The 17,843-nt window shown below is 34.9% G+C and carries 23 protein-coding genes; 21 read left to right on the top strand and 2 right to left on the bottom strand.

The genetic code is table 11. The features are described 5' to 3' along the window. Positions 1–47: 47 nt before the first annotated feature. Positions 48–962, bottom strand: a complete 915-nt coding sequence (locus tag ACTNEP_RS13675) for an aldo/keto reductase (protein ID WP_441162574.1) — start codon at positions 960–962, stop codon at positions 48–50. 98 nt (positions 963–1,060) lie between these two features. Here ACTNEP_RS13675 and ACTNEP_RS13670 point away from each other — a divergent pair, with 98 nt between their 5' ends. From ACTNEP_RS13670 to ACTNEP_RS13595, 16 genes are all read left to right on the top strand, one after another. Then, positions 1,061–1,606 (top strand): NUDIX hydrolase, encoded by a 546-nt coding sequence (locus ACTNEP_RS13670; RefSeq protein WP_441162573.1) that lies wholly within the window; start codon positions 1,061–1,063, stop codon positions 1,604–1,606. A gap of 2 nt (positions 1,607–1,608) precedes the next feature. After that, on the top strand, positions 1,609–2,769 hold the full coding sequence (locus tag ACTNEP_RS13665; RefSeq protein ID WP_441162572.1) for an endonuclease Q family protein: 1,161 nt from the start codon (positions 1,609–1,611) through the stop codon (positions 2,767–2,769). Between the two features lie 105 nt (positions 2,770–2,874). After that, positions 2,875–3,519 carry a stage II sporulation protein M gene (gene spoIIM / locus ACTNEP_RS13660; protein ID WP_441162571.1) on the top strand — a complete coding sequence of 215 codons (645 nt, stop codon included), beginning with the start codon at positions 2,875–2,877 and terminating at the stop codon, positions 3,517–3,519. A gap of 106 nt (positions 3,520–3,625) precedes the next feature. Beyond that, positions 3,626–4,105, top strand: a complete 480-nt coding sequence (fur, locus tag ACTNEP_RS13655; protein WP_441162570.1) for a ferric iron uptake transcriptional regulator — start codon at positions 3,626–3,628, stop codon at positions 4,103–4,105. Between the two features lie 67 nt (positions 4,106–4,172). Beyond that, positions 4,173–4,391: a DUF4227 family protein gene (locus ACTNEP_RS13650; RefSeq protein WP_441162569.1), complete on the top strand. Its 219-nt coding sequence runs from the start codon at positions 4,173–4,175 to the stop codon at positions 4,389–4,391. 12 nt (positions 4,392–4,403) lie between these two features. Then, positions 4,404–5,291 (top strand): site-specific tyrosine recombinase XerD, encoded by an 888-nt coding sequence (gene xerD, locus ACTNEP_RS13645; RefSeq protein ID WP_441162606.1) that lies wholly within the window; start codon positions 4,404–4,406, stop codon positions 5,289–5,291. Between the two features lie 191 nt (positions 5,292–5,482). Continuing rightward, complete coding sequence (locus ACTNEP_RS13640; RefSeq protein WP_441162568.1) at positions 5,483–6,673, top strand: D-alanyl-D-alanine carboxypeptidase family protein; 1,191 nt, start codon at positions 5,483–5,485, stop codon at positions 6,671–6,673. A 122-nt stretch (positions 6,674–6,795) separates the two neighbouring features. Then, positions 6,796–7,149 (top strand): anti-sigma F factor antagonist, encoded by a 354-nt coding sequence (spoIIAA, locus tag ACTNEP_RS13635; protein ID WP_441162567.1) that lies wholly within the window; start codon positions 6,796–6,798, stop codon positions 7,147–7,149. Continuing rightward, positions 7,146–7,586, top strand: a complete 441-nt coding sequence (spoIIAB, locus tag ACTNEP_RS13630; protein WP_441162566.1) for an anti-sigma F factor — start codon at positions 7,146–7,148, stop codon at positions 7,584–7,586. Before spoIIAA ends, spoIIAB begins: the two co-directional genes overlap by 4 nt. Before the next feature lie 3 nt (positions 7,587–7,589). Beyond that, entirely contained in the window at positions 7,590–8,342 is a 753-nt protein-coding gene (gene sigF, locus ACTNEP_RS13625; RefSeq protein ID WP_441162565.1) for an RNA polymerase sporulation sigma factor SigF, read from the top strand. Positions 8,343–8,646: 304 nt separating this feature from the next. Further along, on the top strand, positions 8,647–9,264 hold the full coding sequence (locus ACTNEP_RS13620) for a stage V sporulation protein AA (protein ID WP_441162564.1): 618 nt from the start codon (positions 8,647–8,649) through the stop codon (positions 9,262–9,264). Continuing rightward, entirely contained in the window at positions 9,254–9,688 is a 435-nt protein-coding gene (locus ACTNEP_RS13615; RefSeq protein WP_441162563.1) for a stage V sporulation protein AB, read from the top strand. Before ACTNEP_RS13620 ends, ACTNEP_RS13615 begins: the two co-directional genes overlap by 11 nt. Positions 9,689–9,701: 13 nt before the next feature. Continuing rightward, positions 9,702–11,174, top strand: a complete 1,473-nt coding sequence (locus ACTNEP_RS13610; RefSeq protein WP_441162562.1) for a spore germination protein — start codon at positions 9,702–9,704, stop codon at positions 11,172–11,174. A 178-nt stretch (positions 11,175–11,352) separates the two neighbouring features. Continuing rightward, complete coding sequence (gene lysA, locus ACTNEP_RS13605; RefSeq protein WP_441162561.1) at positions 11,353–12,651, top strand: diaminopimelate decarboxylase; 1,299 nt, start codon at positions 11,353–11,355, stop codon at positions 12,649–12,651. 11 nt (positions 12,652–12,662) lie between these two features. Further along, complete coding sequence (locus tag ACTNEP_RS13600; protein ID WP_441162560.1) at positions 12,663–13,097, top strand: peptidylprolyl isomerase; 435 nt, start codon at positions 12,663–12,665, stop codon at positions 13,095–13,097. 291 nt (positions 13,098–13,388) lie between these two features. Then, positions 13,389–13,754 (top strand): GNAT family N-acetyltransferase, encoded by a 366-nt coding sequence (locus ACTNEP_RS13595; protein ID WP_441162559.1) that lies wholly within the window; start codon positions 13,389–13,391, stop codon positions 13,752–13,754. 109 nt (positions 13,755–13,863) lie between these two features. Here ACTNEP_RS13595 and ACTNEP_RS13590 read toward each other — a convergent pair whose 3' ends face one another. Further along, on the bottom strand, positions 13,864–13,947 hold the full coding sequence (locus tag ACTNEP_RS13590) for a YjcZ family sporulation protein (protein ID WP_100360315.1): 84 nt from the start codon (positions 13,945–13,947) through the stop codon (positions 13,864–13,866). Positions 13,948–14,083: 136 nt separating this feature from the next. On the opposite strand from ACTNEP_RS13590, the gene ACTNEP_RS13585 reads away from it, so the two are divergent. From ACTNEP_RS13585 to ACTNEP_RS13565, 5 genes are all read left to right on the top strand, one after another. Further along, positions 14,084–14,812, top strand: a complete 729-nt coding sequence (locus ACTNEP_RS13585) for a segregation/condensation protein A (protein ID WP_441162558.1) — start codon at positions 14,084–14,086, stop codon at positions 14,810–14,812. Positions 14,813–14,833: 21 nt separating this feature from the next. Beyond that, positions 14,834–15,415, top strand: a complete 582-nt coding sequence (gene scpB / locus ACTNEP_RS13580; protein WP_441162557.1) for an SMC-Scp complex subunit ScpB — start codon at positions 14,834–14,836, stop codon at positions 15,413–15,415. A 179-nt stretch (positions 15,416–15,594) separates the two neighbouring features. Further along, positions 15,595–16,698: a D-alanyl-D-alanine carboxypeptidase family protein gene (locus ACTNEP_RS13575; protein WP_441162556.1), complete on the top strand. Its 1,104-nt coding sequence runs from the start codon at positions 15,595–15,597 to the stop codon at positions 16,696–16,698. Further along, entirely contained in the window at positions 16,691–17,269 is a 579-nt protein-coding gene (locus ACTNEP_RS13570; protein WP_441162555.1) for a nucleoside recognition domain-containing protein, read from the top strand. Before ACTNEP_RS13575 ends, ACTNEP_RS13570 begins: the two co-directional genes overlap by 8 nt. Before the next feature lie 36 nt (positions 17,270–17,305). Then, on the top strand, positions 17,306–17,839 hold the full coding sequence (locus tag ACTNEP_RS13565; protein WP_441162554.1) for a spore maturation protein: 534 nt from the start codon (positions 17,306–17,308) through the stop codon (positions 17,837–17,839). Positions 17,840–17,843 lie beyond the last annotated feature (4 nt).

The following is a 17,843-nucleotide window of genomic DNA, read 5'->3' as shown; positions in this document are numbered from 1 at the left end:
GAAGTCTCACCTGACTCTTCGTATTTAACCTGCTTTATCTTTTGGTCTTAGCGGTGTTGCTGATACGTATTTGCTTTCGTTATTTTTTTAACTTTTGCAAATTGCTCTGGCTCAAAATCTTGGTTTAATGCATAGACATTTTCCTTTATTTGATCAATCGAACTTGCGCCAGTAACAACAGATGCAACAGCTTTTTCTTCTAACACGTATTGTAATGCCAGACCATTTAATGTTTGGTCATCCCGTAGAATGTCTTGTAACTGTTTCACCGTATTTGTTAACGTGTTTGCATCATAATCTAAATAACCTTTTTCGCCTTTTTTAGCTACAACTTCTACTCCCTTGGAACTTAACATTCCCTTTGCAAGCGATCCTCGCGTAACGACACTTATTTCGTAAGTTGCAAGTTGTTTTAGCGTTTCTTCTTCAGGTCGACGGTCGAGCATACTATATTGCATCATGACACTTGTGATATTAGATTTACCAATATATTCTCTAATTACATTTGGTCTAATCGAAGAAATACCGTAATACCGAATTACTCCTTCCTCGATTAATTCTTCAAATGCTTCAATTGTTTCATCAATCGGGTCTTCGATTGTCCCACCATGTAATTGATATAAATCAATATAATCAGTTTTCATTCTTCTTAAACTTTCTTTTATCTGTTGTTTAATATAAGCTTTGCTTGGATCCCAAAACCAGCTACCATCTTTTTTTAAATGATTACCTACTTTAGTTGCTAAAACAATTTGATCACGTTTGTGTTTAATCGCTTGACCGACGATTTCTTCATTCATCCCTTGATCATATAAATCTGCTGTATCTAAATAATTAATGCCGAGTTCCAATGCTTCATCAATAATTTCAATAGCTTTTGCTGATTTAGTACCTAAAGACATACAACCAAGTGAAATTTGAGAAACTTCTAAATCAGACTTTCCAAGCTTTGTTTTTTTCATATAATTCATCCTTTCTCCTTTATCTAGATAAATTCATTGTACAAACCGTAAGAAAGAAATACAATGAAAGGGACTTTGAGAAGAAAGGATGTTATTTTATGAGCAATTTTGAAGAAAAAACAATACAAGTAAAATCTATTTTTGATGGTAAAGTAATAAGCGTTCAGGTGGATGATGTCACTTTACCAAATGGTAAAACATCCAAACGAGAAATTGTAAAGCATCCAGGAGCTGTTGCCATTATTCCGATAACTGAGGATAATAAAATAGTTTTTGTTAAACAATATCGAAAACCGCTAGAAAAAACGTTAGTGGAGATTCCGGCAGGTAAGTTAGAAAAAGGAGAAAAACCTGAAGTTACAGCTTTAAGAGAATTGGAAGAAGAAACAGGATATACAACAGATCAATTAACATATGTAACTTCTTTTTACACATCTCCAGGTTTTGCTAATGAAATAATGTATATTTACAAAACCAATGCGTTAAAAAGAGTAGATCAACCAAAAGCATTGGACGAAGATGAATTTGTCGAATTAATCGAATTGTCTCTAGAAGAGGCAGAACAATTAATTGTTGAAGAAGAGATTCATGATGCAAAAACAATTTACGCGATTCTTTACTTAAAATATAAAGGTTTGAATTAAACATGCTAAACAAATATTTTGCGGACTTACATATTCACATCGGGCGTAATTCAAAAGGGAAGCCAGTGAAAATCACTGCTTCTAAAGATTTAACTTTATTAAATATTTTACAAGAGGCAAGTGAACGAAAAGGAATTGACATTGTTGGTATTATTGATTGCCACGCGCCTACAGTGATAAATGAGTTAGAGAAAGCAATCAATCAGGGTGCTGCTTTTGAACTTGCAGACGGAGGTATTCAATTTAAGCAAACGACTTTAATCTTGGGCAGTGAAATAGAAGTATATGATCAAAATTGCAAAGGTCCAATACATGTATTATGTTTCTTTCCGTATCTTCACAATATGAAGGTGTTTTCCGGATGGCTTACTACCCATATGAAAAACGTTGAATTAAGTTCACAACGTTATTATGGAGATGCGCTAACTCTTCAAACAAAAACGCATGAACTTGGAGGCTTATTTATTCCTGCTCATGTGTTTACACCATTTAAAAGTCTGTTTGGAAAAGGAGTATCCCGTTCGTTAACAGAAGTACTTGACGCTGAACAAGTAGATGCTATTGAACTTGGGTTAAGTTCTGATACTAGGATGGCCGATCAGATTCAGGAGTTACACCAGTTTCCGTTCTTAACTAACTCAGACGCCCATTCGTTGGCAAAAATCGCAAGAGAATACCAACAAATCCTATTAGCAGAACCTAACTTTCAGGAGTTGAAAATGGCATTAAATAATGAAGAAGAACGTAAAATAATCCGAAATTTCGGAATGAATCCCAAATTAGGAAAGTACTATGCAACAGTTTGTGCAAATTGTTTAGCTCCATTCCTGGGAAATATCTGTACAAATTGCGGTTCTGCCAAATATATTAAGGGAGTGTCAGAGCGAATACAAGAATTAGCTTGCGATCAAGATAGCAGGGTGAAGAGGCCAGATTATATTTATCAAGTTCCGCTTGAATATCTACCTAAGCTCGGTCCCAAAACGTTGGACAAGTTATTAGCTCATTACGGTACGGAAATGAATATTATTCATTATGTATCTAAGGAAGACTTGACAAAAATTGTAGGAGAGAACCTTGCGAATATGATTATTCAATTACGTGAAGGTAAGCTGCAATTTGATGAGGGAGGAGGAGGTCGTTATGGCAGAATCAAAAGTTAACCATTTAAATATTATGTAACGTATAAAACCTTTTCTAGTTATGTTCTATTTCTATCAATTCATTCATAGATTGAAACGAGAACATAATTAGAGGGTGTGAATAAATTGAAGTTAGCAAAAAATAGAAAGCCAATTTCCAATCATTTTTCAAAATATCATACTATTTATATATTTACCATTATCCTTTTTATTACAGGGATTATTTTTGGTGCGATCATTGTTAATAGTATTACGTTTGTGCAAAAACAGGATTTATTTTTCTATTTAGAACGTTTCTTTCTTGGTTATTTACAAGATGAAGATATATCCAAACAAGCTTTATTTACAAATGCTACATTTTATCATATCCAATTTTTGGCATTGCTTTTTTTTCTAGGATTAGCTGTTATTGGACTACCTATTATTTGGGTCCTGTTATTTGTTAAAGGAATAGCTATCGGATTTACAGTAGGATTTTTTGTTAATCAGTTAGGTTTTTCGGGTTTATTGTTTTCATTTTCAGCTATTGCTCCACAAAACCTGATTATCATTCCAATTTATATAATGGCTAGCTGCTTTGCGATGATATTCTCATTAACATTATTGCAAAGTATCTTTTCCAAACGTTATAAGCAACCGATTTTACAAATTTTCTATCGGTATACAGTAGTTTTTATCGGCTTAATGATCGTAGTAGGCTTAGCTGCTTTATTAGAATCTGTCGTTTCCTTTGAAATGATGCGCTTAATATCAGATAGAGTTATTAAATAATAATTATTATTAATAAAAAATGTATTTTTACTGTTTTTTATAATTATTTTAATTGACACCTTACATAGGACTATTTATAATAAAACTATGTAAGGAGGTCTATGTTATGGAACTTCGTTTAGACCGTATTAAGAAGGAACTTCACGCACAAAGTTATAAATTAACACCGCAGCGTGAAGCAACTGTTCGTGTATTATTGGAAAGAGAAGAAGACCATCTTAGTGCGGAAGATGTTTATTTATTAGTAAAAGATAAAGCACCCGAAATCGGATTAGCAACAGTATATAGAACATTGGAATTATTAACGGAACTAGAAATAGTGGATAAAATTAATTTTGGTGATGGAGTTTCTCGCTACGATCTCAGAAAAGAAGGAGCAAAGCATTTCCATCATCATTTAGTTTGTACGGAATGTGGTTCTGTTGAGGAGATAATGGATGATTTATTAGAAGAGGTTGAACAAATTGTTCAGAGTGACTGGGGATTTATTGTGAAAGATCATCGATTAACGTTCCATGGAATATGTCAAAAATGCCAAGATCGGATTTGCCAAAATTGTGAAGCAAAAAAATTATCTGTTAAATAGGTATATTTTTAAATATTATCGGTATAAATTCTAATAGAGTATATCTATTCTATTAGGAGAATGCCAAATGTCATCCGTTATAAAGATTTTTTTGGAAATGATGAAGTTTTTTATTATTTTTGTACTATGTACCATTTTATTTTACTATGTGATAAAAGCATTGCATCAAGAATATGAAAAATTAGATCGTTACGAATATCCTCAAGGTAATGCAGTGAAAGTATTTCAACAGGAAGAAGCAGATGTTTGGGAGCGGTTAAGTATCTTTTTTCGATTGGGAGAATAAAAAATGGATGAAATGCAATATCCAATAGAAGAGTTTTTTCACTTTTTGAAAATAGAAAGAGGATTGTCAGATAATACATTACAAGCATACAAACGCGATTTGTTAAAGTATTATCAATTTCTTCAAGGTGAAAGGCATTTAACAGAATGGAAACAAGCTGGTCGTCATGATATTATGCAATTTCTATATTTTATGAACGACCAGGGTAAATCATCCGCCACCATAGCAAGAATGCTGTCTACTTTAAGATTATTTCATCAATTTTTAATAAGAGAATATCAATTGAAAGAAGACCCTAGTCTACATATTGAAACCCCTAAAGCTAACAGAAAATTGCCGAAAGTATTATCTACAAAGGATATTGATAAGTTATTGGATATCCCGACTAAAGATAAATACTCAATTCGCAATAAAGCAATGTTAGAAACACTTTATGCGACAGGATTGCGTGTATCTGAATTAATTAATTTGAAAATGAGTGATTTGCATTTAGCTATGGGGTTTGTACGCTGTTTTGGAAAAGGCTCGAAAGAACGGATTGTTCCATTAGGCGAGATTGCTAAAGATGCTCTTGAGTTATATATCCAATCTGCCAGAAATGAATTAGTGAAAAAGAAACAAACGGAAACCGTATTTGTCAACCATCATGGTAATCCATTATCACGTCAAGGTTTTTGGAAAATCATTAAAGATATTGCTAAATCAGCAGGAATTGAAAAGGAACTGTCTCCACATACGTTGAGACATTCTTTTGCAACCCATCTGTTAGAAAATGGTGCTGACCTAAGGGCTGTTCAAGAAATGCTCGGGCACGCTGATATATCTACCACTCAAATTTACACGCACGTTTCTAAAACGAGATTAAAAGATATTTATAAAACTAGTCATCCGAGAGCATAAGACGTCACGATTATTATCGTGACGTTTTTTAAATTACTACTAATATTTCTTCAAGCTTTTCCTCTTATATCACGCCGCCATATTCCAGTTAGTAAGCTACATCTAGTTGTTTGAAAGAAATTTCATTTACTAGTTATACTTTTAGTTTATTTTGGAAAAAATAGAAATGTTATTAATCGGAGGTGACCGTGTTGAAAAAAATAGGCTTAACTTTATTCGCTGTTATAATGATGTTGGGGATTAACCAAGGTAGTGTATTTGCTCATCATGAAGAAAATCATGTTGCAATCGAAGTAAATGAAGCTGAATCATTGGAATTAGCTCCAAATTCAGAGTCAGCAATACTCATTGAGCGTGATACAGGGAATATATTATTTGATAAAAATTCTAATGAGAAATTACCACCAGCAAGTATGACGAAAATTATGACGATGTTATTAATTATGGAAGCAATAGAAAAAGGAGAATTATCTCTTAATGAACAAGTCAGAGTCAGCGAGACTGCAGCATCAATGGGGGGATCGCAAATCTTTTTAGAAGCCGGAGAAGAGATGACAGTTGATGATTTGATGAAGGGAATTGCTATTGCATCCGCTAATGATGCAAGTGTGGCTTTAGCTGAAAGAATTGCTGGCAGTGAGCAGGCCTTTGTGAAAATGATGAACAATAAAGTGGAAGAATTAGGACTTAAATCTACTAATTTCCAAAATTCCACTGGATTACCTGCAAAAGACCATTATAGCACAGCACATGATATGGCGTTGATGGCAAAGGAGTTACTGAAACACGAGGATATTACAAAATACACAAGCATTTACGAAGATTATTTGCGCAAAGGTTCAAAGAATGAATTTTGGTTAGTTAATACCAATAAACTAGTTCGATTCTATGATGGTGTAGATGGGCTAAAAACTGGATACACAAGTGAAGCTAAATATTGCTTAACTGCAACTGCAGAAAAAGCTGGGATGAGAACAATAGCTGTTGTGATGGGAGCAGAAAATACAAAAGCTCGTAATAGTGATGTGACACAGCTATTAGATTATGCATATACAAAATTTGAGACAAAACCATTATACGATAAAAATCAGTCCGTAACTTCGTTTGAATGGTTAAAAGCGGATAAACAAAAGGTAGATGTGGTCACAAGTGATTCTGTTTCTGTTCTTTATCCTAAAGGAACTGATACAAGTCAATTTGATACTAAAATAACTATTAATCAGGATATTACCTTACCACTTGAAAAAGGGACAATGGTTGGTAAGCTGCAAGTGGTAGAAGGAGAAGATATTATTAGCGAGACTGATTTAATTGTGTTAGAGGATATTAATCATGCTAATATATTTCAACTATTTAAAAGGACATTTCAATCTTTCTTTTAGGCCATAGTATTGGTCGAATAAGTGTTTTTTTTAACGATTTAGTTCTAGTTTTGTCAACAAGCAGGATTTAGTAGATGAGATATAGAAAAATGTATTACAGAAATTAACTGGGAGGGATCGATATGCAATTACAGACACAATTTACTGTTGTCGAAGATGTATTAATTGTCCGGTTGGATGGTGAATTGGATCACCATTCTGCTGCCAGATTAAAGATAGAATGGCAGGAAAAACTCCAACAAAAAGGAATCAAACATGTCATTTTAAACCTCGATGCCTTACATTTTATGGATAGTTCTGGTCTCGGGGTTGTCTTAGGAAGGTATAAAGAAGTGAAACAACTAGGTGGAGAAATGATTGTTTGTTCCGTAAACCCTGCCGTTAAAAGGCTGTTTAATATGTCGGGATTATTTAAAATTGTTAGATTAGAGTTAAATGAGGATTATGCGCTATCTAGTTTGGGGGTGGCATCATGAATAATGCAATGGAGTTAAAATTCAAAAGTGTTAGTGAAAATGAAGCTTTTGCTAGAGTAGCAGTTGCGTCATTTGTATCTCAAATTGATCCGAACATGGATGAATTGACAGAAATAAAAACAGTTGTTTCGGAAGCAGTAACGAATGCTATTATTCATGGTTATGAGGAAGATCCCAACCACTACGTCTATATCTCTTGTACATTAACCGATCAAACCTTATCGATTTTAATTGAAGATGAAGGAATGGGAATTGATAATATTGATTTAGCGAAAGAACCACTATATACCTCGAAGCCTGAACTTGAACGATCAGGAATGGGATTTACCATAATGGAAAATTTCATGGACAAAGTTGAAATTATTTCCTATCCAGGAGAAGGCACTAAGGTGAAAATGACAAAAGATTTTCAAACTAGCAAGACCATGTGTAATTAGGTGATGTCTATGAAAACAAAAATGACTCAAGCATCGCCATTAGATGATAAAGATGTAAAGAGGTATATTCGGTTAAGCCAGCAAGGTGATGAAGAAGCAAGATCGTTATTAGTAGAGAAAAACATTCGTCTCGTCTGGTCTGTAGTCCAGCGTTTTCTGAATAGAGGCTATGATCAAGATGATTTGTTTCAGATTGGTTGTATTGGATTATTAAAATCGATTGACAAGTTTGATTTAGAGTACGATGTAAAATTCTCTACTTATGCAGTCCCGATGATAATCGGTGAAATACAACGGTTTATACGGGATGACGGTACGGTAAAAGTTAGCAGATCATTAAAAGAAACAGGTAATAAAATTAGACGAGTAACAGATGAACTGACAAAAGAACTTGCAAGAGCACCAACTGTACAAGAAATTGCCGATAAACTGGATCTAACTCCAGAGGACATTATCCATGCTCAGGAAGCAACGAAGAAACCACAGTCGATCCATGAAACAGTTTATGAAAATGATGGTGATCCTATTACATTATTGGATCAAATTGCAGACGTTAATGATAATTGGTTTGACAAATTAACCATGGAACAAGTTATTAAAGATTTGGATGAAAGAGAACGATTGATTGTTTACTTAAGATATTATAAGGATAAAACACAAACAGAGGTTGCAAACCGACTGGGAATTTCACAAGTGCAAGTTTCTCGAATTGAAAAGAAAATACTAGAGAAAATAAAAGAAGAAATCACCAATTAAGATTATCCTGTGGGGTAGTCTTTTTTTTTATGCTATGTAACTTGGGCTTCGACTGTTCTTAATTGTAGAGAGGCAGTAATACCCTTTTCGGCAGAATAAAATGCTTGGAATAATGGAAATGTTGATTCGTCAACGCTGATTTATCCTCCACTACATCTGTTAGAGTAAAAGTCCACTTCACACTAAGCAATCGATATTTGTTCAGCTTTAAGCGGGTTTTTCGATCTTATGAATGAATATATAAAATCAACTAATACTAAGAACACTATTTTCCTCACAAGTTAATAATAAAGGATGATGTAATGTGCAGGAAGAAAAAGTATATATTCGTCTTAAAAAGAAAATTGCTGTGGAAAAAAATCACTTGATAACGCTCCAAGACATTGCGTTTGTCACAGGGAATATTGATTATTTGAAACAATTAGAAACTTTAAAAATTTATCAAATCAAAGAGGAAGATAATAATGTTTCTGTTATTGACGGTTTCCATTTGTTAGATAAGTTAGTAGCCGCTTATCCCTTTTTGTCTGTTGAATTATTAGGAGGAAATCAAGTTATTGTCGAAATAAAAAAAGATAACAAAAAAGCAAACATATTTTTAATTCTACTCATTTGGCTACTTCTCTGTATCGGCTCGGCAATGGCAATCATGAATTTCCATTATGATGTCAGCATGGAAGAAGTACACCAGGGATTGTATTATCTGTTAACAGGGGAACGAGTGAATAAGCCTCTTTGGATTCAAATCCCGTATTCGATCGGTTTAGGATTAGGGATGATCCTGTTTTTTAATCATATTTTCAAAAAACGTTTTAATGAAGAGCCTAGCCCATTAGAAGTTGAAATGTTTAACTATCAGCAGGACCTTGATCAATATTTAATCTATCATGAGAATGTTTTAAATAAACCGAATGATTCGTGAATTAACATATATCGTAACGGAGGTAGCAATTGGATTCGGATCAGGGTTAATGGTAGGGGCAGGTTTTGTTGCTTTCTTAACCGTATTAGGAATCATCCCGAGATTGGTTCAGTTAAGTAAATCGATTGAATCGATGAACCATTATCAAGCAAGTGTTATTGTAGGTGCCTTGCTTGGAACATATCTAACTTTCACAGACTGGACAGTATACTTGCCTGCTTTAATACTTGGTTTTTGGGGCTTATTGCATGGGATTTTTGTCGGGATGTTAGCAGCCGCATTAACAGAAGTATTGAATGTATTTCCGATATTGATGAAAAGATTAGGGATCGATAAAGAACTACTATGGTTACTAATGGCAATAGTTATTGGCAAAATAGCTGGATCATTATTTCAATGGATTATCTTTGTAGATATTATATAAGAAGGAGTTCATTATGGTTAAAAAAAAGAAGAAAAAAACCCCCGTTAACCGCATATTATTGAAAAATCAACAATACATGGAAACAAAATTAGGTATCGATGTATCTTTCGATGTTGGCTTTCGTGAATTAACGATTTTTGAGAAAAAAATCCAGTTATATTATGTGACAGGATTAGTCGATACAGATTTCGTTATTGAAGTAATAAAAAAATTAATTTCGATCAATGATGAAGAAAAACCAAATCATCAAATATATGATGTGATCAATAACCGCATCGTTCATCAGCAAGTAGAAAAGGCAAAAACAATGGATGAAGCGGTTGATCAGATGTTATCGGGCCTTCTCGTTATTTTTGTAGATGGCAAAGAAGAGTGTTTTATTATTGATGTTCGTAACTATCCTGGAAGAGCACCTGAAGAGCCAGATACTGAGAAGGTTATCAGAGGTTCAAGAGATGGTTATACGGAAAATATTATTGAAAATACAGCTCTTACAAGAAGACGAATTAGAGATGAAAGATTACGCCATGAAATGATTCAAGTTGGCGAGCGTTCTAAAACAGATATATGTATATCTTATTTACAAGATGTCGCAGATACAGGACTTGTAGAGCTAATAAAAGATGAGTTGGACCAAATAGAAGTAGATGGACTTTCAATGGCTGATAAGACGATTGAAGAATACCTGGTTCATCAAGGAATCAATCCCTATCCACTAGTTAGATATACAGAAAGGCCAGATGTAGCCGCGACACATCTATTTGAAGGGCATGTTCTCATCATGGTTGATACTTCACCAAGCATGATTATTATGCCAACTACCTATTTTCATCATGTTCAACATGCGGAGGAATACAGAGAATCTCCAGCCGTAGGTACATTTGTCCGATGGGTAAGGTTTATCGGCATTGTTGCTTCTTTATTTCTATTACCATTATGGTTACTTTTTGTAATTGAGCCTGAATTATTACCTGAAAATCTACAATTTATTGGACCAAATGAAACAGGAAATGTTCCGATAATCGTCCAAATTTTATTAGCAGATATCGGAATTGAATTTCTACGGATGGCTGCCATTCATACACCTACACCACTTTCCACTGCTATGGGGTTAATTGCTGCTGTGTTAATTGGGGAAATAGCTATTGAAGTCGGATTGTTTAGTGCAGAAGTAATTCTCTATGTTGCTATTAGCGCTGTTGGATCATTTGCTACACCTAGTTATGAGTTAAGTGTGGCTAATAAGATCGCTAGGATTGCTCTGATCATTGTAACTTTCTTATTTCAAGTAAAAGGGCTAGTAATCGGAATGACTGTTCTGCTGTTACTATTACTAGCAACAAGGTCCTTGCAAACTCCGTATTTGTGGCCATTAATACCATTTAATGAGAAAGCACTATGGCAAATTTTATTCCGTTTATCCATGCCGTTGTCTAAGACAAGACCTAGTATTGTTAAACCTAAAAATAATCAAAATCAAGGATAATCCGATATAAACACTTGAACTGGAGATTAGCCTGTGATAAATTATCTTTATACTTTGTTAGAGCTTGAGAAATGGGAAATCAATTATCCCTTGTCTGCCCTTCTAATTAAAAATGAAGGGGATAAGGGATTTTTGTTTGATGAATTGCAGCAATAAGGGAGAAGGTGAGGGTCAATAGATGTTACATCCGTATGTGGTAAATAAGGATGGCCATTTAACGATTGGTGGTATGGATGCGGTTGATTTAGCGCAAAAATACGGTACCCCATTATTCGTTTATGACGTCAACAAAATTCGCGAAAATGCTCGAGCATTTGTCGACACTTTTAGAGAGCATGGTATACAAGCACAAGTTGCATATGCAAGTAAAGCATTTTCTTCGATCGCTATGTTACAAGTTGCCAAACAAGAAAAATTAAGCTTGGATGTTGTTTCTCAAGGTGAATTATATACAGCGTTACAGGCAAATTTTCCTGTCGATAAAATTCACATGCACGGCAATAATAAAAGTATGGAAGAAATATCCATGGCAGTAGAGCATGATATCGGCTGTATTGTGGTGGATAACTTTTATGAGATAGATTTATTAGCGCATGTATTAGAAGAGCAGAAGAAAGAAATGGATGTCTTAATAAGAGTGACTCCTGGAATTGAAGCACATACACATGATTATATTTTAACAGGTAATGAGGATTCGAAATTTGGTTTCGATCTAGCTAACGGACAAGCGGAAGAAGCTTTACAGAAACTGATGAAGTATGATCAGATTCATGTAAAAGGCCTGCATTGTCATATCGGTTCTCAAATATTTGAAACCGGGGGATTCATATTAGCAATTGAAAGGCTTTTTCAAACATTGAACGTTTGGGCAGATCGCTATCAATTTGAGTCCGAAGTGTTAAATGTTGGTGGCGGATTTGGAATCCGGTATACTAAGGAAGACGAACCCTTACCATTGTCAGCTTATGTAAAAGCTTTAATTGACAAAATCAGTGAGCAGGTAAAGCAATATGAGATGACATTTCCTGAAATATGGGTGGAGCCTGGCAGGTCGATTGTCGGGGATGCAGGAATAACTTTATATTCGATTGGTTCTATAAAGGAAATACCAAATGTGAGAAAGTATGTATCAATAGACGGTGGGATGACGGATAATATCCGTCCAGCATTATATAATGCCAAGTATGATGCCGTCATTGCAAATAATGTGCATGGAGGCGATAATGAAGAAATATCACTTGCTGGTAAATGTTGTGAGTCAGGTGATATGCTGATTTGGGATATTAAGTTGCCAAAAGTTCGTCATAACGATATTATAGCTGTGTTCTCTACAGGGGCTTACGGTTACTCTATGTCTAATCATTATAATCGATTCCCTAAAGCTGCTGTTGTATTTGTTGAAGACGGGCAAGATAAATTGGTTATAAAACGAGAATCATTTGAAGATATGGTTAAAAATGACTTATCTTATGAATAGGAGGAATAAAAATGAAACAAGCAGTAATCGAATTTGAAAATGGAGAAAGAATTGTTTTGGAGTTATTTGAAGATGCAGCTCCTAACACGGTTGCTAACTTTGAAAAATTAGCTAATGATCAATTTTATGATGGTGTTATCTTTCATCGTGTAATCCCTGGATTTGTTGCACAAGGTGGAGATCCAACAGGTACTGGAATGGGAGGACCTGGTTATACGATAAAATGCGAAACAGAAGGAAATCCGCATAAGCATGTTGCTGGATCACTATCCATGGCACATGCGGGTAAAGACACTGGTGGCAGCCAATTTTTCTTAGTACATGAACCACAACCACATCTTGATGGCGTTCATACTGTTTTTGGTCAAGTGATTGAAGGAATGGATACGGTGCTTCGTATTCGTCAAGGTGATGCAATGAAAACTGTACGAGTATCTGAAGTTTAAAAACGATGTAAATAGCTATGGTTAGATAGGGATTGACATCGAAAAGGGAATATAATATTGTAAGTGAAGGAAAGCTCATATTCTATGAACGCGAAGGAACGATAGAGATGCGCAAAAAAAATAGTTTATTATTTCTTGTTTTATTAGTGTTAGGAATTGTATGGGGTTGTTATTATTGGTTTGGAATTGTATTTTCTTCCTAGTAATTGGAAATAATTAAATAGTAACGACTTTTGGATGAAAACATAACATATCAATATATGAATTGTTATGAATAATGAGGGGTTCAATATGTTAATTCGCTTTAAGAAAAGATTTGAAAAAATAGCTATGGGATTACTTTCCTTTATGCCCGATGAAAAAGAAGTAACAAAGCTTCAAGATACAATAAAAGAATATGAAACGAATGAGGACTGGCAATTATTTCTATGGAAAGAAGAGGAAGATGTGCTAGGAGCGATTGGCGTTTATCTGGATAAATTATCTCAATCTGCTGTTGTCCAGCATATATCAGTTAATCCATCACATCGAAATATGGGAATTGGAAAGAAAATGGTTAATGCTCTGAAAAATCATTATGGTACATCTTATAAAGTGATTGCAAATAAACAGACGGAAAAATTTCTAGAAAAATGCACTGAAAATACGGATGAATAAAAGCGTAAAGAACCTTTGCTAATCATGAAATAGCAAAGGTTCTTTTAAGTAACCATTTACTGAATAAGCTTATCGTCATAAAGTAGCGATAAGCTATGTTGCATTTATTCTAGCACCAAGCAGCACCAACAATGATTAAAAGAATGAACAACACAACGATTAAAGCAAAGCCACCGCCGTATGAGTAACCCATTTTCAAACCTCCTAAAAATTTTTTATCGATTATAAATTGACTTCTCGAGATTAATGTATGCATTTTTAAACATATGGTATAGGCATTTGTATTAATTAGCCTATAAATCTGTTATTTTATTGTGGGAGGTATCTGTATGCCTGATCATTATCAAGTTAAGTTAGATACATTTGAAGGACCTCTAGACTTGTTACTACACCTAATCAATAAGTACGAAATCGATATTTACGATATTCCGGTAAAAGAAATAACTGCACAGTATATGGCATATATCCATACGATGCAACAATTAGAACTTAATATAGCAAGTGAGTACTTGGTGATGGCAGCTACATTATTGGAAATTAAGAGTAAGCTGTTATTACCAAATCCTACTGTTGAAATAGAAGAGGAATATGAAGAAGATCCACGTGAAGAATTGATGCGTCGACTGATAGAATACCGAAAGTATAAAGAAGCGGCAGAGCATCTTAAAGAAAGAGAAGTGGAACAGAGCCAAGTTCATACTAGGCCACCTGTGCAGATGGAGGAAGAAGATCGATACCATTTACCTGAAGGGGCCGCAAACATTTATGATATGATCGAGGCAATTGGAAAAGTGATGGAAAGAAAAAAATGGAACCGTCCTATGGAGACTTCTGTTCAACGTCAAGAAATACCTATAGATCAGCGTATGGATGAAATTATGGAGACTGTCTCTCAAATAGATAAACCAATTTCTTTTTATCAGCTTTTTCCGGTGACATCCAGAACATATATAGTAGCTACATTTATTGCAATATTGGAATTAATGAAACAGAAAAAGATTGATTGTAAACAGGAAAAACAGTTGGATGAATTAATTGTATTTCGTTACCAGTCTTAATGATTGATGGAGGTTATCAAGTTGGATATTAATGATATTAAAGCAATCATGGAAGGTTTAATATTTGCTGCAGGAGATGAAGGGATACATAAAAAAGATTTACGTAAAGTGCTGGATTTAGAGAAAGATATGGCGGATCATTTAATCAGCGAATTAAAATTTGAATATGAACACGCCAAGCGAGGCATTATGCTAGTGGAATCACAACAAGTACTATTTTTAACTACAAAGCCTGAGCATAGTGAATATTTTACCAAATTCAAAGAAGCTAAAGTTCATGCTAAGTTATCTCAAGCTGCATTAGAAACATTAGCAATAATCGCCTATTTACAGCCAATCACCAGAACGGAAATTGAGCAGATTAGAGGTGTCAAAAGTGAACGCCCTTTGCAGACTCTTATTTCCAGAGCTTTAATCGAGGAAGTAGGACGAAAAGAAGGAGTTGGAAGACCGATTTTGTTTGGCACTACTGTGGAGTTCTTAACATACTTTGGCTTAAGTTCAATTGAAGATTTACCACCACTACCTGAAGATATTAACGAAATCGATGTAGAACAAGAAGCTGATCTATTTTTCGATCGATTACAACATATTGAGGACTGACCCTGTAGCTTAGCCAAGTTACAGGGTTTTTACTTGGTACACAAAATCTTCCATCATAAACTGCGATATGATTGGAAAAGTGAGCAACACATATTGGTTTTACATGTTTTCTAGTCATATGCACTGCTTGTCTGCATAGAATGGTACAAACGTATCTGTAAAGTGAGATGAGGTGTGTCATGCGACCGGTTATTTACAGTATTTGTCTTGTTATTATATTTGTCTTCATACCACAGACAGAGATAAAAGCAAACGTAGAGGTTTCGGCAGAGAGTGCCATTTTAATGGATCAAGAGACAGGCAGAGTATTATACGAAAAAAATGCAGATAATCCAACACTTATTGCGAGTATAACGAAAATTTTAACCGCAATAATCGCTATTGAGTCAGGTGAATTGGATGAGTATGTGAAAATTTCCGATAATGCTATATCAGTCGAAGGATCGTCCATTTATTTGAAAAAAGAAGATAAAATAACTTTAGAAGACCTGGTCTATGGGTTAATGTTGAGATCAGGAAATGATGCAGCAATAGCTATCAGTGAACATATTGCTGGTAGTCAGGAAGGTTTTTCCTACTTGATGAATGAAAAAGCGAGGTGGATCGGTATGACAAATAGTCATTTTGATAACCCTCACGGATTAGACTCTGAAACGCATTACTCGACTGCGTATGACATGGCACTTTTAATGAAATATGCGATGGAGAATGAAACGTTTCGGAAAATTTCGGCTACCTCATCCTATCAATCATCAGCTCGTGATTATGCTTGGATAAATAAAAATAAATTACTTACTCAATTATATAAGTACAGTAATGGAGGTAAAACTGGTTATACAAGAGCGGCTGGTAGAACACTTGTATCAACAGCTGAAAAGAATGGACAAACCTTAATAGTTGTGACTCTAAACGCACCTAGTGATTGGCAAGATCATATGCAGTTATTTGAATGGGGATTTGAACAGTTTCCATTAAAGAAATTACAGGATAAAGCGAAACTAACCTTACAAACAGATGAGCAGGTAACAATAACTGCAGAGATCAAGCAACCCGTTTATTATCCCTTAGCAGAAAATGAACAGAGAAATGTTAGCTTTAAAAATTATGTAAGTTCAACTCCGTCAAACTATGACATTATTGGAAAACGAGTTTATTACCTAGGTGATGAAGCAATTACTGCTGCTTCACTTTACCTCTTTTCCGGTAAAGAAACGGAAGATAAAACGTTCTGGGCTACTTTTTGGGAACAAGTGAAACGATTGTTTGGTGATACGCGTGATTAATATTATATGGGCATTAATGGCTATAATAGGCATTGTTTATGCAATGTTTAATGGAACTATGGAACAGGTAAATGAAGCCCTGTTTAACGGAGCTAGTGATGCTGTAACGTTGGTGATCAGTTTATCTAGTGTATTAGTATTTTGGCTTGGGATGATGAGGATTGCCGAGCAAGCAGGAATATTAAGAGGATTCGCTAAACTTTTCAGACCAATTGTGAGGCGCTTATTCCCTGAAATTCCGGATGGACATCCTGCAATGGGCTACATTCTTGCTAATTTTTCTGCCAATTTATTTGGCTTAGGTAATGCAGCTACACCGATGGGGATTAAAGCGATGGAAGAGATGAAAAAAATAAACAAATCTGATCGTGCAAGTAATTCCATGATTACCTTTCTAGTCATTAATACATCTAGCATAACGCTCGTACCAACAACAGTAATTGCCATTCGGATGGAATATGGATCAGCTGCACCGACAGAAATTGTCGCAAGTACGATACTAGCTACAGTTATCACAACCATTACAGCTATAACCATTGATCGCATATTTCAAAAAACTCGACAACAATGAACATCTCCGTGCTATTAGCAGGAAAGGAGTCTAAGAATGGTCGAATGGATGACGGTTATTAGTATTTGGTTAGTTCCAGTTACGGTGATGTTGATACTATTAGTAGCTCTGATAAAGAAAGTTCCAGCATATGAGGTGTTTGTGGAAGGCGGGAAAGAAGGGTTGAAAATGTCTATTTCTCTTCTTCCTTTTTTATTAGGTATGCTGGTTGCTATCGCAATCTTAAGAAGCTCAGGAGCTTTAGATGCTTTTATCGGTTTATTACAACCAATACTTTCGAAGGTTGGATTTCCTGCAGAGATTGCTCCATTAGCGATATTACGACCAATCTCCGGAACAGCTGCTTTAAGTGTAACATCCGAAATCATACAAACGTATGGACCGGATTCGTTCTTAGGTAGACTGGCATCTACCATGCAAGGGAGCACAGATACTACTCTCTATATATTAACAGTATATTTTGGAGCAGTTGGAATTAAAAAAATGGGGGCGGCTTTAAAAGTTGGACTGATTGCAGATTTTATTGGTATAATAGTTTCAGTAATAATTGTTTCCTGGTTATTTTTGTAGTAGC

Origin of the sequence: Gracilibacillus sp. HCP3S3_G5_2 (assembly GCF_052063305.1) — a bacterium.
In the GTDB taxonomy this organism is placed as follows: domain Bacteria; phylum Bacillota; class Bacilli; order Bacillales; family Amphibacillaceae; genus Gracilibacillus.
The sequence above is the reverse complement of the archived record's forward strand: the minus strand, read 5'-3'. Positions and strand labels throughout refer to the sequence as shown.

Excerpts from the sequence above, each read along its gene's own strand:
- ACTNEP_RS13675 (WP_441162574.1), bottom strand. The coding sequence starts at position 962 with ATGAAAAAAACAAAGCTTGGAAAGTCTGATTTAGAAGTTTCTCAAATT.
- ACTNEP_RS13670 (WP_441162573.1), top strand. The coding sequence starts at position 1,061 with ATGAGCAATTTTGAAGAAAAAACAATACAAGTAAAATCTATTTTTGAT.
- ACTNEP_RS13665 (WP_441162572.1), top strand. The coding sequence starts at position 1,609 with ATGCTAAACAAATATTTTGCGGACTTACATATTCACATCGGGCGTAAT.
- fur (WP_441162570.1), top strand. The coding sequence starts at position 3,626 with ATGGAACTTCGTTTAGACCGTATTAAGAAGGAACTTCACGCACAAAGT.
- ACTNEP_RS13650 (WP_441162569.1), top strand. The coding sequence starts at position 4,173 with ATGTCATCCGTTATAAAGATTTTTTTGGAAATGATGAAGTTTTTTATT.
- xerD (WP_441162606.1), top strand. The coding sequence starts at position 4,404 with ATGCAATATCCAATAGAAGAGTTTTTTCACTTTTTGAAAATAGAAAGA.
- spoIIAA (WP_441162567.1), top strand. The coding sequence starts at position 6,796 with ATGCAATTACAGACACAATTTACTGTTGTCGAAGATGTATTAATTGTC.
- spoIIAB (WP_441162566.1), top strand. The coding sequence starts at position 7,146 with ATGAATAATGCAATGGAGTTAAAATTCAAAAGTGTTAGTGAAAATGAA.
- sigF (WP_441162565.1), top strand. The coding sequence starts at position 7,590 with ATGTCTATGAAAACAAAAATGACTCAAGCATCGCCATTAGATGATAAA.
- ACTNEP_RS13615 (WP_441162563.1), top strand. The coding sequence starts at position 9,254 with ATGATTCGTGAATTAACATATATCGTAACGGAGGTAGCAATTGGATTC.
- ACTNEP_RS13610 (WP_441162562.1), top strand. The coding sequence starts at position 9,702 with ATGGTTAAAAAAAAGAAGAAAAAAACCCCCGTTAACCGCATATTATTG.
- lysA (WP_441162561.1), top strand. The coding sequence starts at position 11,353 with ATGTTACATCCGTATGTGGTAAATAAGGATGGCCATTTAACGATTGGT.
- ACTNEP_RS13600 (WP_441162560.1), top strand. The coding sequence starts at position 12,663 with ATGAAACAAGCAGTAATCGAATTTGAAAATGGAGAAAGAATTGTTTTG.
- ACTNEP_RS13595 (WP_441162559.1), top strand. The coding sequence starts at position 13,389 with ATGTTAATTCGCTTTAAGAAAAGATTTGAAAAAATAGCTATGGGATTA.
- ACTNEP_RS13590 (WP_100360315.1), bottom strand. The coding sequence starts at position 13,947 with ATGGGTTACTCATACGGCGGTGGCTTTGCTTTAATCGTTGTGTTGTTC.
- ACTNEP_RS13585 (WP_441162558.1), top strand. The coding sequence starts at position 14,084 with ATGCCTGATCATTATCAAGTTAAGTTAGATACATTTGAAGGACCTCTA.
- ACTNEP_RS13575 (WP_441162556.1), top strand. The coding sequence starts at position 15,595 with ATGCGACCGGTTATTTACAGTATTTGTCTTGTTATTATATTTGTCTTC.
- ACTNEP_RS13565 (WP_441162554.1), top strand. The coding sequence starts at position 17,306 with ATGGTCGAATGGATGACGGTTATTAGTATTTGGTTAGTTCCAGTTACG.